The sequence below is a fragment of the Vibrio ordalii ATCC 33509 genome, from assembly GCA_000257205.1.
GTDB lineage: Bacteria > Pseudomonadota > Gammaproteobacteria > Enterobacterales > Vibrionaceae > Vibrio > Vibrio ordalii.
This window is the reverse complement of sequence record AEZC01000200.1, coordinates 1-15385: the sequence shown is the minus strand read 5'-3', so window position 1 is coordinate 15385 and position 15385 is coordinate 1. Positions and strand designations below refer to the sequence as shown.

Sequence of the window (15385 nt, the reverse complement as noted above, 5' to 3'; positions counted from 1 at the left end):
ACCAATTAGTTTTATGAACTAGTATTAACTTTAGTCTAATTTTTGGTGTGACTTGCTACTTAAATGGTGCCAATTTCGAATTAATGAGCCGCCATACGACTCATGGATTAATACTTGCTAAATTGAGTCGAATCGAGCTGATAAATTAGTTACTGATATTTCCTTTAAACCCGCCCATGGTCTACATACCATTTCTACATCATCCTAATGTTGGTATTCATTGTTTTTAAAAGATTATTAACCTTGAAGTAGTGAGCTTGTCTAAAAATCGCTATGTGTCATGCTTGTTATTGGATTTTAATTCTTATTTTTGTGATTATTTAAGTATTAAATTTTATATTGCTAGTCACATACAGATATAACATTCATTTTTACTTGAATGTGCAATATTAGTGCGTATCCTTGGTGTAAATTAATTGTTAATTTAATGTGTCCAATAATTTAATTAAGGAGCTGGTGATGTTAGCTGTACACGAAAACACTTTACAGATTACGCAATTAAGTCAAAAAGCGATTCAACAACTTGCTCCCTCCTTTGCGCAATTACCACATACGGATCATGCGGATGGTCAGTATCGTTTACGGCGCTACTCTGTGGTTCAATTTAGCAAAGGGAAAGTCGAGGCGTTGGACAAGCATGACTTTATGCAAACCGATCAAATCAATCATTTTCAAGGCAACATTAAGCGTCATTTCGATCCTATTTTATCCTCTACGTTACAAAGTGAAGGGATGAGAGAAGTGTGCGAGGTGTTTGTGAGTACGAATGGGCTGCCCAATGGTCAAGAGATTGAAATCCATCGGATCCGAATTGCTGCTGTGTTTGATGAGACGCAAGTCGCTCCAGAAGGTGTCCATCAAGATGGCTTTGATCACATTGCGTTGGTGGGGGTGAATCGCCACAACATCGTAGGCGGCGAAATCATGCTGTATCAAGATTGCCATGAAGCTCCCTTTTTCCGAAAGGTGTTGGAAAATGGTGAAATAGCGATGCTCGCAGACAGCAAATTATGGCATAACGCTTGTCCTATCCGATCGGTTGATCATGGAGAAGAAGGTCATATGGATGTTTTTGTGTTAACCGCTAAGGATGACCGAAATGATCTTCACTCCTGAAAAAGTGCGTACGCAGTTTAGTGCTTTGTCGCAAATATATCATGGTAAGCCAGTGAGTTTCTTAGATGGCCCTGGTGGCTCGCAAGTGCCTAAGTCGGTAATAGAAAAAATGAGTGAATATCTGGGCCATTTTAACTCTAATTTGGGCGGACACTACTTTTCAAGCCAAATCACCACCGATCTAATACTGCAGGCTCGTGAGTCTGTACAAGCGCTCCTGAACGCTGAGTCATCAGGGAATATTGTGTTTGGCGCGAATATGACCTCGTTGACCTTTCAGCTAAGTCGAGCCATTAGCCGAGATTGGCAAGCGGGCGATGAAGTGATTGTTACCGCGCTTGACCATTATTCCAATGTATCGAGTTGGCAGCAAGCGGCGCAGGATAAGCACGTTACAGTGCACCAGGTACAGGTGAACCAACAATATTGTACTTTGGATATTGAACACTTACTGTCATTGCTCAATCCTAAAACAAAGCTGGTCGCGGTCACTTATGCCTCGAATACCACAGGATCTATTGTCGATGTTAAACGCATTGTGGATGCAGCGCATCAAGTCGGCGCGATGGTGTATGTGGATGCCGTTCACTATGCTCCGCACCATTTGATTGATGTACAAGAATTAGGCTGTGATTTTTTAACCTGTTCGGCATATAAGTTTTTTGGTCCACACGTTGGTATCATTTATATCGCTTCGCAGTGGTTACATGCACTTAAACCCTACAAAGTTGAACCTGCAACCAATATTGGTCCGGGGCGTTTTGAAACGGGTACGCAGAGTTTTGAAGGTTTGGCAGGCGTGATTGCTGCAGTGGAATATTTGGCGCAATGGGGAGACGCGAGTGGCTCGTTAAGAGAGCGTTTGATCGATAGTTTCATTCAATACAACCAGCATGAACGCCAATTGAGTGAGTATTTTCTGTATAAACTTAAAGGATTGAGTTCGGCTAAGCTCTATGGCCTGACCAAGGCTAACAGTGAGCTACGTACACCGACCTTTGCCATTCGTTTATCTAATCACCACCCAGAGTTTGTGGCCAAAACATTGGGCGAGCATAATATTTGTGTGTGGAATGGGCATTTCTATGCGCTGGGTTTAGTGCGTCAGTTAGATCTTGAAAACAGCGGTGGAGTTGTCCGTATCGGTTTTATGCACTACAACACGCGCAGTGAAATTGACGCTTTGTTTGATGTCTTATCCACGTTAGCGTAACCAAAGTGGCCCGGAAATCTGTCGCAGGAAAGGTTTCTGGGACGCAGTCTAGTTTCGCTACTGAGATCACTTAATGATGAGCGTCAGTACCTCTTTTAGCTTTCATCTTCGATTGGCTCTAAGGGTAACTCTTCGATCACAATGGGCTCTTTAGGACCTAAAAATTTAGGTTGAGTATTCGTGATATAGAGATCTAAAAATGCTTTCGTACGAGCAAAGACCTCACGCAGCCTCACTTTAAAACCAGAATGAGTCGTTGGCCCTGCAACCGCTAAACACTGAGTATTCATGTTGTGATAGTTGGCAATAAAGAGTGCACGCTCACAATGAAATTGTTGAGAAATAATCAAAAAATTATCGGTTTCGAAGATACGTTTTGCGCGAACAATGGAGTCTAAAGTACGAAATCCTGCATAATCTAAGTAAATGTGTTCACTCGGGATCCCTGCGCGTAGTAAATCGCGCTTCATCGTCCACGGTTCATTGTACGAACGGTGAGCATTATCACCACTGAGTAAAAACCCTTTTACCTTGCCTTGTTCATACAAAGCGATCGCGGCTTCAATTCGATGGGCATAATAGTCATTGAGCGTCTTACCCAAGTACTTACTGGTTCCAAGTACAACAGCGACTTGGAATTGACCGACTTGGTTTTGCTCGGTGACGATTTGTTTTTCGGCCTGCCAACTGACCCAGCGATCAATGCCAAGCACAAAAAGGCTTGAAATGAACAACAGTACAGACACGTAGCGAAGCAGCGTGTAAACCCGCTTTTTCCAAACAGGGCGAGAGTGATTTGAGGATGAAAATTTTAACACTAAATTTGACGGTTCCTTTGTGCCCAGATCCCGATAGCAATAAAGCAGAGCATAATAATGCTAAACATCATGCCTGATTCTAACTGCGAAAGTGTCCGAGCAAGGTAAGGGCTCGCTTTGATGATCACCAAACCGTAGCCGAAAGCGTTAATCAATATAAACGTAAATGTGCGAATGACAAAGTGTTGGTTGCGCATTAGCTTGCGCATCGCGGCGTTAATCTCTCCACCGAGCATCACGAGCAAACAAGCGATCAAGGCGGTTGATATCTCCGTTAAATACGGTGATAAGTAATGCCCTGCGGGCGCTAAAAAGTTCATCATATTAACTCACAGAAAAAGCCCCTAAACATCAGCCGAAGCTTAGGGGGCAGCAGAGTAGGAGTTTAGAAAGCAGTGCGTTTATAGCGACGGTATACTGGCTGCCAAAAATGCTGCTCAATAGCGGTTTCTAACACATCATCCGGGATTTCCAGTGCAACGCCTTGCTCAATCGCTTTTTTCGCTACCGCAAACGCAATTTTCTTGGAAACGGAGTGAATGGCTTCCAGTGGTGGAAGTAACGCACCATGCCCATTAAGCGCCAGAGGTGAACAGTTGGCGAGTGCACGGCTTGATTCCATCAGCATCTCATCAGTGACTCGGCGCGCATTAACCGCCAGTACGCCTAAGCCGATACCTGGGAAAATATAGCTATTGTTACATTGTGCAATTGGGTAGGTTTTACCGTTATGCAACACGGGAGCGAACGGGCTGCCTGTGGCGACGAGTGCTTCACCGTTAGTCCAACGGAGAATGTCATCAGGCGTTGCTTCAACACGGCTGGTTGGGTTCGACAGCGGGAAAATAATCGGGCGTGGGCAGTGTTTGTGCATCTCAGTGATAATCTCTTCACTGAATAATCCTGGAGCACCAGAAACACCGACCAACACCGTTGGTTTGCCATTTTTCATTACTTCCAGTAATGAAAAACCATTGCCTTCTGTGTTCCAATCATGCGTGTCTTTGTTTTTTTGTACGAGGCGCTGTTGGAAATCAAGTAGGTTAGGCATGCCTTCTTGCAGCAGACCCCAGCGGTCAACCATATAGACCTGAGAACGTGCTTGTACATCGGAAATGCCTTCTGAGACCATTTGCGCGATGATTGCTTCGGCAATGCCACAGCCCGCAGAGCCCGCACCAAGAAATGCGATACGCTGCTCGGAGAGTTGACTGCCCGCGGCTTTGCATGCGGCCAATAGCGAACCTACAGTCACCGCCGCAGTGCCTTGAATGTCATCGTTAAAACAACAAATACGGTTTTTATAACGCTCTAATAGTGGCATTGCGTTCTTTTGTGCAAAATCTTCAAATTGGATCAATGCATCAGGCCAGCGACGTTGCACCGCTTGAATGAACTCTTCCACAAACGCCTCGTATTCAGCCCCAGTAATGCGAGGGTGACGCCAGCCCATGTACATCGGGTCAGCCAAGCGCTGTGGGTTATTGGTTCCAACATCGAGCACGACCGGTAAAGTATAAGCAGGGCTAATACCACCACATGCGGTATAAAGTGCCAGTTTGCCGATAGGAATACCCATGCCACCAATTCCTTGGTCGCCCAAGCCGAGAATGCGTTCACCATCGGTCACTACGATAACTTTTACGTTATGGTTCGCTGCATTATTAAGTAAATCATCGATGTGGTCGCGATTTGGAAAGGAGATAAATAAACCACGCCCGCGACGATAAATATTTGAAAAATTTTCACATGCCGCACCGACTGTTGGTGTGTAGATGATCGGCATCATTTCGGTAATGTGGTTTTGCACTAAACGGTAGAATAGGGTCTCATTAGTATCTTGAATATTGCGCAGATAAATGTGCTTATCCATATCATTTTCAAAGCTGCAATATTGTTGGTATGCACGAACAACCTGTTCTTGAATCGTTTCCGTTGTTTCTGGAAGCAGACCTTCTAAATTGAAAGAGCTACGCTCTTCAGCACAAAATGCACTGCCTTTATTGAGCAAAGGCGTGCTGAGTAGAGCGGGTCCCGCATAGGGAATATAAAGAGGGCGTTTATCATTATTCATTGTCGGCCTATTTTAGGGTAGAGGGGAAACTCAAAAATGATAACGGTTTACTCATGAGATTGTAAATAGAGGAGCGGCGACACACGGCACAGAATTCTGAAGAATACCGATAAAAGCGGAACAATTCTCTGAGTTACCTATGAAGGGTTTCAATCTGTGCATTTTTGTCTATTGAGACCTCTTTCAGAAGAGTATTTCCAAACACGGTGCTGAGCGATGATAGCTTTAGTCGATCATAACTTTAGTCGATGAAGCGAAGTTTTGTTCACGGTTTGAAATATTAATCAATCAGACACATATGTCGGCAAGTCTGTTTATGCTTTGTTAAGGATTTGGTTTTGATATAGCTAATCCATTCGATTTTAAGGTATAAAAGACCATTTTTTTATATCCTATTGCTATATAAACCTTCATGGATGATATTGGGTATAGTGTGCTGGCAATTTGTCGGGGGACAAAATGAATACACCTGAAAGGACTCGAGCCTTATTTGACTACACCACATTCCTCGGTGCGTCATGCAATAAAAAATGGACATTTCTCGAAGCTATGACGTCATTTGCACCGATTTTTGGTACGGTTTGGAAAGACAGCATTAAAGAATTATCAACCCCCGAAGATCGCTTGTGGGAAATGGCGTTGAAGTCGTTATCAACCCGTTGTAGTGATGAGGCGAATTTAATTTCACTGGTAAGATTGGCGAAATTAGAAGGAATTGAAGAGATAAAGTTAGTGATGCCGTATGCGTTGGATTCTGAGCAAATCAAAGTGATTCAGAATAAGAGCCAAGCCTTGATAAAAAATACAAAACCAGACGAATTTATTATCACCCTGTAAGGGGATAAGCAGATAACGGGGCATATTTAATGCCCCGTTATTGTTGAGTGCTAGTCAATCAAGCTATATTGAGAACGCAGGATAGTAATGATCTCTTGCTTTGGGTTTTGGCTTAATGCTATCGGTTGGCCAACAATTTTCTCTGCAATCGCAAGATAGGTGTTGGAAATATCCATTAATGCAGCCAAAGGCAGTGCATTTTCACGAGCAAGCGCTTCTCGCTCAGCCATCCGTTCTTTGTTGAGTAAAATATCAGGGTCTGGGAAGTAGTTGAGCAAGAATTGACGAAAACCCTCTTTCGAATTTTCCACAATACGTCCTTGCTGATAGGAAGCGCTCTCCCAGATGCGAGACGAGTCCGGCGTACCCACTTCATCCATATAAATGAGCTTCTCAACGCCGTTAGCATCGGTGACATAACCAAATTCAAACTTGGTATCGACGAAGATTTGCTCTACTTGACGGAGTGCTTGGCTAATGACGTTGAAGCCTTCTTTTAATAGCTGTTCGTACAAGGCAATATCTTCGACACGACTGAAGTTAAAAGCGGCAAAATTCTCTTCAATATTATGACGTGAGATATTGACATCATCGGCTTCTGGAACACCGGGAATGCCTTTTAAGATGCCTTTGGTTGATGGGGTAATGAGCAGCTCTGGCAGTTTTTTATCTTTCTGCAAGCTTTCTGGTAATTGAATACCACAAAAATCTCGTTCACCTTTTTCGTAAGCACGCCACATTGAACCAGTAATATACTGGCGACAAATCGCTTCAATTTTGATTGGCTTGGCTTTTTGCACAATCCATACAAAAGGATGGGGAATATCTAAAATATGGCTATCGGCTAACCCGTTCTCTTGAAATAGCTTAAACCAGTGGTTTGAAATCGCGTTTAATGCCGCGCCCTTACCCGGTACACCTTTGATGCCACCTTCGGCATGCCAGATACAATCAAAAGCGGAAATGCGGTCACTGATTACCATAATGGCTAAAGGTGCATCAGGAGCAACGTTGTAGCCTTTTTCTTTGATCAAACGTTGGCTATCTTCGGGAGTTAGCCAATAAACAGAGCGAACTTTGCCGCTATGAACTGGTTGGTGAGTGCGAATTGGGAGGTCGTCATTGACGGCAAGGATTTGATCAGCAAGGCTCATTTAGACATTCCTATTTTTTTCAAACGTCATACAGAGAAGATATCGCTCAGCTCAACGCTAGTAAAGATATCGATAAACTGTGCGCATCATACCAGAACTATTTTCTGCTGCCAGATAAAAAGCAAACGATTGCCTTTCGTTTGGAAAATTAAGCAGTGGTGAGTTGAATTCAGGAGAAAAGATGCAGTTCTGAGCCGATAAAGCGGCAAACATTGAGATAAAAGCGAAGTAAATAGAGGGGCGATGGCTCGCCAAAAGCCACACATGTGACTTTGGCGAGTAGCACTGAGGATTATTAGGTTTAGCTGAGTAAAATTAAAATAGTTCCTGTCAGTGTCATCAGTATATTGGCGATAGCGTAGGTGCCAGCATAACCCAATGCGGGAATGGTCGATTTTGCGTAGTCGTTAACGATATCCATCGCTGGTGCGCAAGTTCGTGCCCCGATAATCGCACCAAATAGAAGCGCGCGGTTCATTTTCAAAATGTACGCACCGACCAAATAGGCAAAGACGACTGGCACCACGCTGACTAAAAATGCAAGGCCGATCACTTGTACGCCCACTTCTGAGAGGTGCTGGAACATTTTCCCGCCAGCACTTAAGCCAATGCCTACCATAAAGAACATCAAACCTAGGTCTTTCACCATATTTAATGCCCCTTGCGGTACATAGCCGAAAGTGGGGTGGTTAGCTCGTAAAAACCCGAGCATGATGCCAGAAAGTAGTAACCCAACTGCGTTACCTAAACCGAAGGAGACTTGCCCAAAGGTCATGGTGATTAAACCAAACAAAATACCGAGGATAAAGAAGCTACAAAAGGCGAGCAAATCCGCCATTTGACTATGGATAGAGATGAAACCTATCTTATCGGCCAAGCCTTGAACACGGCTTTTTTCACCACTGACTTGCAATACATCGCCTTTGGCAAGCACAATGTCTAAGTCCATTGGCATTTCAATTTGTGCGCGTATCACTCGGTTCAGGAAACAACCATATTCGGATAAATTGAGATCCGATAGGCGTTTACCGGCAATACTGTCACTTTTTACGACGATTTCCTCTTCAGAGATGCGTAAATCCAGTAGGTTGCGATCAAACACCTCTTTACCATTTCGAAAGCTAGGGTCTAGCCTTGCATGACTGTCAGGGAAGCCGACCAATGCAATTTCGTCCCCTTCTTGCAAGATGGCATCACCGTCAGGATGGGCAAGAATACCATTACGTCGGATACGCTCAATATAGCAACCAGTCTGGCGATAAATACCAAGCTCACGTAAATTACGTCCATCAATCCAGTTGATCAGCTCTTGGCTGACCCGATAGGCACGGATGATAGGTAAATAGACTTTGCGCTGACCACTCCCCCCAAGCCCACGTTCTTGAGCAATCTGCTGAGCAGAATCTGAGAGGTTTTGTTTTTGCAACTTAGGCAGCAATTTAGCAAACATGATCATGCTGATAAGACCAATTAAATAAGCCATCGCATAACCGACCGAAACGTTATCCAAAATAAGGGATAAATCCATATTCATTGGAAGCGTCGCTAAACCTGAGTTTAACGCATCTTGCGCACCAACTAACACGGGGGTGGAGGTTAATGCACCTGCCATCATGCCAGCGGCTAAGCCAAAATCGAGGCCGAGATAATAACTGCCAAAATAGGTAATCCAAGTGGCGGTAATAAGCACCACTAAACTTAAGATGAGATAATGTTTTCCATCACGGAAAAATATGCCAAAAAAGTTAGGGCCAGCTTCAATGCCGACACAATAGATGAATAGCATGAAACCTATGGTCAAGGCTTCAGCATTGAAGGAAAAACCAAGGTGCCCCATGATGAGTGATGTAATTAACACCCCAATAGAGTTACCTAGTTGTAAGCTGCCAAAACGAATTTTGCCAAAACCAAGGCCAATCGCTAAGACAACAAAAATAAGAAGAATAGGGTTCTGATCAAGCAAAAGTACGACGTCGATATTCACGGCTCAACTCGTTATGTGTGCCAAGTGGGGTAGGTAAAGTGTGGGAATTGTATCTTAATATTGCAAAAAGATAAGTGAAATTTGTGACAATTGACATTTCACTGACTTAATTTGAGAAAGGACTATCTAACTGTACAGGGCAAAAACCCGCTGATTATTAGCGGGTTTTTATATTTCTTGGCATTATTCGTCGAATAAGCCTAAATGCTCTTTCGCATAAGCTTCAAAATCAGTGCAGCCACCGATGTGTTCTTGATCGATAAAGATTTGTGGAACAGTCTCAACTGGCTTACCCACTGTCTTTTCTAGATCAGCTTTACTGATACCTTCAGCGTGAATATCAACATAACGGTAGTTAAAATCGTCGCGTTTCAATTTCAATGTTTCAGCGTGTTCTTTTGCGCGAACACAGTAAGGGCAACCCGGGCGGCCAAAAATAACAACGAACATAACTTTCTCCTTAATTCTTGTTGCGTGCAACTATGCCCGATCCGAGGTCGGAAATAAAGTGGCAATCACCAGTTGCTTCAATAGGTAAAAGCTATTGTTTATTTCATAATCAACGTAAGCTTATCTTTAAAAACATCAAGAAAGATATCGAATATGGTACGTCATATTACATGCCGAATAATTTTGTATTTTACGTGGTTATTCTCTTCATGTTGAACGGCATCAAATTTTTTTAAGATGGTTGATTCTAGGAGGCAATCGAGATGAAAGAAAAGAGAGTGATAGCATTATAGCTGGCGTTGAAACCAGTTGCGTTCTAAAGACATAAGCAGGGCTAGATAAAAAACGGAGCAATTGAGCTCCGTTTTAACGATTATTTTAGGATCGCGATTATCTTAGAACTGTGACAGCTTATCGTAGCGCGAGTCTTTTAGTACATCCTTGACGCGTTTAAGATTTTCACGAAAACCAGAGCCACGACGCAGGGTGAAACCAGTAGCCAGTACATCAATTACCGTCATTTGCACCACACGGCTTGCCATGGGCATATAGACATCAGTATCTTCAGGCACGTCAAGAGAGATCGACAACGAGCTTGCTTTATCCAGCGGTGAATCTTTTGCTGTAATCGCAATGACAGTCGCACCATTTTCGCGCGCAAGATTGGCGATTTCCACTTGGCTTTTCGTACGACCTGTATGCGAAATCAAGACAATTACGTCATTATCGGTACAGTTGATGCAACTCATGCGTTGCATCACGATATCTTCAAAGCAAGTGATCGGAATGTTAAAGCGAATAAATTTGTTTTGGGCATCTTTTGCCACAGCAGAAGAGGCTCCTAAACCGAAGAAAGAGATCCGTTTTGCTTGTGTGAGTAAGTCAACTGCACGGTTAATTTGCATTGGATCCAAGCTATTTTTAGCTACATCCAGACACGCCATAGTCGATTCGAAAATCTTATGGGTATAGGCGTCTGGGCCATCATCTTCTTCAACATTGCGGTTTACATACGGAGTTCCGTTAGCAAGGCTTTGCGCTAAATGAAGTTTAAAGTCGGGAAAGCCTTTGGTGTCGAGTCGTCGACAAAAGCGGTTTACCGTTGGTTCACTGACATCGGCCATTTTGGCGAGTGTCGCAATACTTGAGTGAATCGCGGTTTGTGGCGAAGCCATAATCACTTCGGCAACTTTACGTTCCGACTTGCTAAAGTTTTCCAGATTTTTTTGAATTTTTTCTAATGTATTCATAGTGTTCACGCGGGCGAAGAGAACAACTCGTTGGTTTTACCCTATTGCCCTTTTAGGGGGATTGGAAATAATACATTTCCAAAAAGGTACGTTAAACCAACGCCATGCAATGAGTATAAACCTAGGATGTGGATTTCCGTAACAATTCAAGTTATCAATTGATGAGAACATGACAAACCTCAAACAAAATTTCATCAAAACTACAGAATTTAGATTTAAATCGATGATTAATGAAAATTTACGGCTCATAAATGATGTATTAGTTACAGCAAAAAGAAATAAATTTTCAATTTGCTGTAATTTACAGGGATTCTAGCTGGTAATTCTTTGTGCAAGCTGCACAATTTTAGCCATCAAATTAGGGGCTAAAGTGGCAATATGTCGCTGCTCATCTAATATCGAGTGCAAGATAGCATGTGTCGTTAGCGGGTTGGCCAATACCACGCGAAATACGATGGTATCAAGCTTGTCCCAGCGTTCTGGGTTTAAACGGGTTCGAGAGACAAATGAATGCCCCGTTTCCCTTTGTTTTTTCTGCACAAACTGGGTTATTTCGTTCAGCAACTCGTTCAATTTTGCCTTTTGGTTTGGTAAGGCTTGCTGTAGAGCTTGGCGAACTAATGCTGGAATATAACGGTAGGTTAAAAGGCATAGTTCGGGTTCAGAAACTAGCTCAAAATCGTCTTGTGCTTTAATCAAGTCAGCGAAATAGCGAGCTTTAGCAATACTCTGGTCAATCAATAATTCGTAGCCTGGGCGACTAATAATGTGCATGCTAGCATACACCAACATAGCCATACCTGAACGAGAACCTTCCAATGTATGACTGCCGAGATCTTTTGACCCCTTGCGTAAAATGTATTGCGCATGATGCTCAATTGAATGCATTGCATCAGGTTTTTTGAATAGTACCATGCCTGCCCCCATCGGCACGTAGAGCTGCTTATGTGCATCAATCGTTACGGAGTCAGCCAACTCAATACCATTGAGTAAGTAGCGGTAATTGTTCGACATTAACGTGGCACCGCCCCAAGCGGCGTCTACGTGAAAATGACAACCTTCTTGCTGGCAAATATTGGCGATATCTCTTAAGGGATCAATGTTGCCTGTTTCTGTGGTTCCGGCGACGCCAACAACTGCAAAAGGTTTAATTTTCTGGCTTTTTAGGTGTGCCATTTTAGCTTTCAAATCTTGCGGGCATAAGCGGTTGTTGTGGTCGGTTTTTACACAAACTAAGCCTTCTTGGCCGATACCCAATACATCAGCGGCTTTCTTTAAGGAATAATGGCCGCGATCAGACACTAAAATCGCTAAACCATGGTAACCATAATGACGCATGGCTTTAAAAAGCCCCTCTTTTTCGACGCCTTGGAAATCACCATCGGCTTTCAAAGCATTATTGCGAGCCACCCACAATGCCGTGATATTGGCAATCGTTCCGCCAGAGCAGAATGCACCAAGCGAATGATTGGCACTGTGCATCCATTGGCTGTAAAAGGCGTCGTTTTCTTGATAGATCAAACGATGCAACATACCCAAAACCTGTCGCTCTAGCGGTGTAAACGCTTTCGACGTTTCAATTTTGACTAAGTTTTGATTCAGCGCAATCATGATCTTTGATAACGGCATCAAGAAATATGGCAGTGCAGATGTCATATGACCAATAAAGCTGGGAGCCGAGGTATGTACCGAATGAGCGACTAAATTATCCAACAAATGTTGAGTATGTTCTGAAACGAACGCCGGTGACTCTGGAATTTGCGGATTAGAGAAATCTTTTTCGATCTCTTTGAGTGGTTTTTCTTCAGCGACAATATGTTCACGCAAGAAGAGGTTCAAATTGCGTGATAGCTCTTGGTCTATTTTTGTCAGTGTTGAATCTGGGCCTTCGGGCACAGTGAAGATCCGTAACAAGCTCTCGAAACTCACATTTGCAGTTTTTTGTTCTGATACCATATAGCTTCGTTATTTTGATTTTTATGGAATGCGGGCGGCACAATCTAAACGAAAACGGGACAGTTGTCCCGTCTTAATTCGGCTAGAGTAGAGGCGGCGACTAGTTACAGACTTTCTTTTCGATCAAGGCGATGGCATCGTTATATTTATTCAACGCAGCTTCGATCTGCTTCGGATGACTGAGCAATTCGGCTAAGGCTGAACGTAATTCATAGTTTTTTTCGTTAGGCTTCGCTTGGCGATCTTCATAGGTAATTTTAGCAATGTGACCGAGTTCATCACTGCGTGAGGCCAATACCTTGATCTCGTGTTGTTCTAGCTTTAGCCAAGCTTCTACAGGTTGCGAGGTAGCGACTTTGGAAGGATCATTGCTGAGGTAATAGTGGACTGCTGCACGGTTTAAGTCAAAGTGGTGCTGGCGTCCTTGCAGAAACCATTGGCTGACTTCGGTCAGTTCAGGATATTGCGCGGTCGTTAAGTCGGCGAGATCACTATACCAATGGAGTGACGCGTCGATATAAGCGTCATATTTTTCGGATAAGCATTGGTTATCAGCAGCGAGAGCAACATTCGCTGAAGTTGAGAGCAGTAGGGCAACGATAACACGTTTCATAAATCTTCCTTTGGGCTTTGTTATTGTGTGGGAGTTTTCTATTCCCTTTTTTTAGTTTAAATGAAGGCTAAAGTGATTCCTGAGATCTAGCCTGCAAGTGATACAAAGAACAGCATAAGAATAGGCACCAGTAGGCTGAGAATAAACCCACTGACAATCGCGATCGGTACGCAACGAACCCCGCCAGTTGTTTGGATCACGGGCAAGGTAAAATCCATCGCGGTTGCGCCAGCATAGCCGATGGCAGAGCAAGGTTTGGTTCGGATTAGCATGGGGATCATCACTAAAGCAACCAGTTCTCTCAGTAGCTCTATCATGAAAGAGGCACCACCATAGACTGGGCCGAAAGCATCACCCATTAAAATCCCGGCAAGTGAATACCATCCAAAACCGGAAGCCATGGCTAGTCCTCGATAAATTGGTATATCAAGAATCATGGCCGCAATGATCCCCCCAATCCAAGAGGTCAATATAATGACTAATGCGATGACCATTCCGTATTTATTGAGCAAAATTTGTCGTAGAGTTAAACCACTATTTCTCAACTGAATACCAATAAAGAAAAGCAATACGAACAAGATCCATTCACTGGCGGTGCTGACCCAACTTAAATCGAATCCTAATACAACCCCAAGCGCCAATCCTCCACCGACAACCACAATCAGCTTTACGGATTCTAACGCCATGCTAGATAGGGGAAGTTTTGAATGGTTCGCATCGGTTTTTATGGGTAGAAATTGGTCAATAAAGGGCAAGACCAACAAGTTGCAAGCACCGATCATCAAGAAAAATACGGTGGTAAATTTGAGTATCAACTGTAGGTTACTGCCCAAGTTATCGAGGGCTGCCAAGCTTAAACCCATCAGAAACAGAATGAGGTAAACTAACCAAGACGTGGCTTTATTTAATGCGGCTAGCCACTGTTGATTGGCAATAGAAAATAGATACCCCACTATTAGTTAGTGGGGCAAAAATAAATAACATCCCTGAGAACATCTCATCCTCTGATTATTTTGGGTTTAGAAGCCGCTTGCGTTGATCACATCATTGAGTTTTGATTTGAATTCAAGCTCACTAAGGTTACTTAAGTTGTATAGCACCTCAGCTCCGGTCGCATTAATTTCGACGTCATGCTCTTCAATCTCTTCATCTTGACGACGAAACAGTAAAAGATGGTGAGCAATACGTGCCACATCAAGGTAACTGACTTCGTGAGAAGATGCGACTAAAGATTCATTTCCTGCTACTTCAAGGAAATCTGAGTCGAACCCCCAACTTCTTAACACAAGCTGACTGGTTTTTGAACATCGCGACTGAAAAATCTGTAGGGCGATGTTTTGATCGAGATAGTTGCCTTTCTCAAGATATAAATGATATTCGTGTACCAGACAAAACAAGCCGATATCCGCAAGTAGACCGACAAGTAAGGCTTTTTCCTGCTCTAAATGTTGATATCGGTTTGGTTCAAGTTGTTTAAATGCGTGAGTAACCATCACCATGGTTGCGCCAAGCTCTCGCGATATGGCGGCGCTATTAACCAATATTTTATTGCATTCTTTGCTTAAGTTTACGGAGTGTTTTAACTGCTCAATCGCTTGGGCTGTTACAATGTCGCGTACTCGTAGTATGCCTAAGCGTGATACCGCCGTGACTAAATCCGTACAGGTAATATTTCGACGATTAAAGACAACAGAGTTTGCTACGCGTACTACAATTGCAGTCAGTCCGGGATCTTCAAGTAGACAATCGGCGACATCTGAAATTTCAGTAGATTCTAATGTGCATAAGCGCTGTATTTTTAGAACAACATCAGGAATAGGAGGAAGTGAAATTTTACCTGTGCTGAGTGAGTGTTCAACCAATTGAGAAAATTCGCTTTCTAACCCTTGGATGAGCATTTGGTGATGATCTGGAAGCCAG

General features: G+C 43.3%; 13 protein-coding genes and 1 pseudogene. 3 read left to right on the top strand and 11 right to left on the bottom strand.

The genetic code is table 11. The annotated features are described in order from the left end of the window. The first annotated feature begins 459 nt into the window (after window positions 1–459). The gene (locus VOR_RS0113380) at window positions 460–1116 is read left to right on the top strand and encodes a 2OG-Fe dioxygenase family protein (RefSeq protein ID WP_029627195.1); all 657 of its coding nucleotides are present in this window, start codon (window positions 460–462) and stop codon (window positions 1114–1116) included. Continuing rightward, window positions 1091–2329 carry a cysteine desulfurase-like protein gene (locus VOR_RS0113375; protein ID WP_081480760.1) on the top strand — a complete coding sequence of 413 codons (1239 nt, stop codon included), beginning with the start codon at window positions 1091–1093 and terminating at the stop codon, window positions 2327–2329. Before VOR_RS0113380 ends, VOR_RS0113375 begins: the two co-directional genes overlap by 26 nt. A 95-nt stretch (window positions 2330–2424) precedes the next feature. Here the strand turns inward: VOR_RS0113375 and VOR_RS0113370 are convergent, their stop codons facing one another. The 3 genes from VOR_RS0113370 to VOR_RS0113360 form a co-directional block, all read right to left on the bottom strand. Then, entirely contained in the window at window positions 2425–3174 is a 750-nt protein-coding gene (locus VOR_RS0113370) for a SanA/YdcF family protein (protein ID WP_029627194.1), read from the bottom strand. After that, window positions 3147–3470 (bottom strand): DUF3392 domain-containing protein, encoded by a 324-nt coding sequence (locus tag VOR_RS0113365; protein ID WP_029627192.1) that lies wholly within the window; start codon window positions 3468–3470, stop codon window positions 3147–3149. Before VOR_RS0113365 ends, VOR_RS0113370 begins: the two co-directional genes overlap by 28 nt. A 62-nt stretch (window positions 3471–3532) precedes the next feature. Continuing rightward, window positions 3533–5221, bottom strand: a complete 1689-nt coding sequence (locus VOR_RS0113360) for an NAD-dependent malic enzyme (RefSeq protein WP_010320199.1) — start codon at window positions 5219–5221, stop codon at window positions 3533–3535. Between the two features lie 459 nt (window positions 5222–5680). On the opposite strand from VOR_RS0113360, the gene VOR_RS0113355 reads away from it, so the two are divergent. Beyond that, entirely contained in the window at window positions 5681–6058 is a 378-nt protein-coding gene (locus tag VOR_RS0113355) for a hypothetical protein (RefSeq protein WP_029627191.1), read from the top strand. Between the two features lie 50 nt (window positions 6059–6108). Here VOR_RS0113355 and VOR_RS0113350 read toward each other — a convergent pair whose 3' ends face one another. The 8 genes and pseudogenes from VOR_RS0113350 to VOR_RS0113315 all read right to left on the bottom strand — a co-directional run bounded on the left by VOR_RS0113350 (window position 6109) and on the right by VOR_RS0113315 (window position 15363). Continuing rightward, a complete protein-coding gene (locus tag VOR_RS0113350) occupies window positions 6109–7212 on the bottom strand; it encodes a phosphoribosylaminoimidazolesuccinocarboxamide synthase (protein ID WP_010320197.1) in 1104 nt (367 codons plus the stop codon). Window positions 7213–7513: 301 nt separating this feature from the next. Further along, window positions 7514–9196 (bottom strand): aspartate:alanine antiporter, encoded by a 1683-nt coding sequence (locus VOR_RS0113345; RefSeq protein ID WP_010320196.1) that lies wholly within the window; start codon window positions 9194–9196, stop codon window positions 7514–7516. 183 nt (window positions 9197–9379) lie between these two features. Next, window positions 9380–9646: a GrxA family glutaredoxin gene (locus VOR_RS0113340; protein ID WP_010320195.1), complete on the bottom strand. Its 267-nt coding sequence runs from the start codon at window positions 9644–9646 to the stop codon at window positions 9380–9382. A gap of 395 nt (window positions 9647–10041) precedes the next feature. Further along, a complete protein-coding gene (locus VOR_RS0113335) occupies window positions 10042–10896 on the bottom strand; it encodes a MurR/RpiR family transcriptional regulator (protein WP_010320194.1) in 855 nt (284 codons plus the stop codon). Window positions 10897–11208: 312 nt separating this feature from the next. Next, window positions 11209–12852, bottom strand: coding sequence for a pyridoxal-dependent aspartate 1-decarboxylase PanP (gene panP / locus VOR_RS0113330; protein ID WP_010320193.1), 1644 nt, complete (start codon window positions 12850–12852; stop codon window positions 11209–11211). A 100-nt stretch (window positions 12853–12952) separates the two neighbouring features. Next, window positions 12953–13465: a hypothetical protein gene (locus VOR_RS0113325; protein ID WP_010320192.1), complete on the bottom strand. Its 513-nt coding sequence runs from the start codon at window positions 13463–13465 to the stop codon at window positions 12953–12955. Between the two features lie 86 nt (window positions 13466–13551). Further along, a pseudogene (locus VOR_RS17950) lies at window positions 13552–14461 on the bottom strand (LysO family transporter). Between the two features lie 23 nt (window positions 14462–14484). Next, window positions 14485–15363: an HDOD domain-containing protein gene (locus VOR_RS0113315; RefSeq protein ID WP_081480761.1), complete on the bottom strand. Its 879-nt coding sequence runs from the start codon at window positions 15361–15363 to the stop codon at window positions 14485–14487. Between the last annotated feature and the right edge of the window lie 22 nt (window positions 15364–15385).

What these genes read in the sequence shown, in the direction of transcription:
- VOR_RS0113355 (WP_029627191.1), top strand. Translation starts at nt 5,681, where the DNA reads ATGAATACACCTGAAAGGACTCGAGCCTTATTTGACTACACCACATTC.
- VOR_RS0113340 (WP_010320195.1), bottom strand. Translation starts at nt 9,646, where the DNA reads ATGTTCGTTGTTATTTTTGGCCGCCCGGGTTGCCCTTACTGTGTTCGC.
- VOR_RS0113315 (WP_081480761.1), bottom strand. Translation starts at nt 15,363, where the DNA reads ATGCTCATCCAAGGGTTAGAAAGCGAATTTTCTCAATTGGTTGAACAC.
- VOR_RS0113365 (WP_029627192.1), bottom strand. Translation starts at nt 3,470, where the DNA reads ATGATGAACTTTTTAGCGCCCGCAGGGCATTACTTATCACCGTATTTA.
- VOR_RS0113360 (WP_010320199.1), bottom strand. Translation starts at nt 5,221, where the DNA reads ATGAATAATGATAAACGCCCTCTTTATATTCCCTATGCGGGACCCGCT.
- VOR_RS0113375 (WP_081480760.1), top strand. Translation starts at nt 1,091, where the DNA reads ATGACCGAAATGATCTTCACTCCTGAAAAAGTGCGTACGCAGTTTAGT.
- VOR_RS0113350 (WP_010320197.1), bottom strand. Translation starts at nt 7,212, where the DNA reads ATGAGCCTTGCTGATCAAATCCTTGCCGTCAATGACGACCTCCCAATT.
- panP (WP_010320193.1), bottom strand. Translation starts at nt 12,852, where the DNA reads ATGGTATCAGAACAAAAAACTGCAAATGTGAGTTTCGAGAGCTTGTTA.
- VOR_RS0113325 (WP_010320192.1), bottom strand. Translation starts at nt 13,465, where the DNA reads ATGAAACGTGTTATCGTTGCCCTACTGCTCTCAACTTCAGCGAATGTT.
- VOR_RS0113380 (WP_029627195.1), top strand. Translation starts at nt 460, where the DNA reads ATGTTAGCTGTACACGAAAACACTTTACAGATTACGCAATTAAGTCAA.
- VOR_RS0113335 (WP_010320194.1), bottom strand. Translation starts at nt 10,896, where the DNA reads ATGAATACATTAGAAAAAATTCAAAAAAATCTGGAAAACTTTAGCAAG.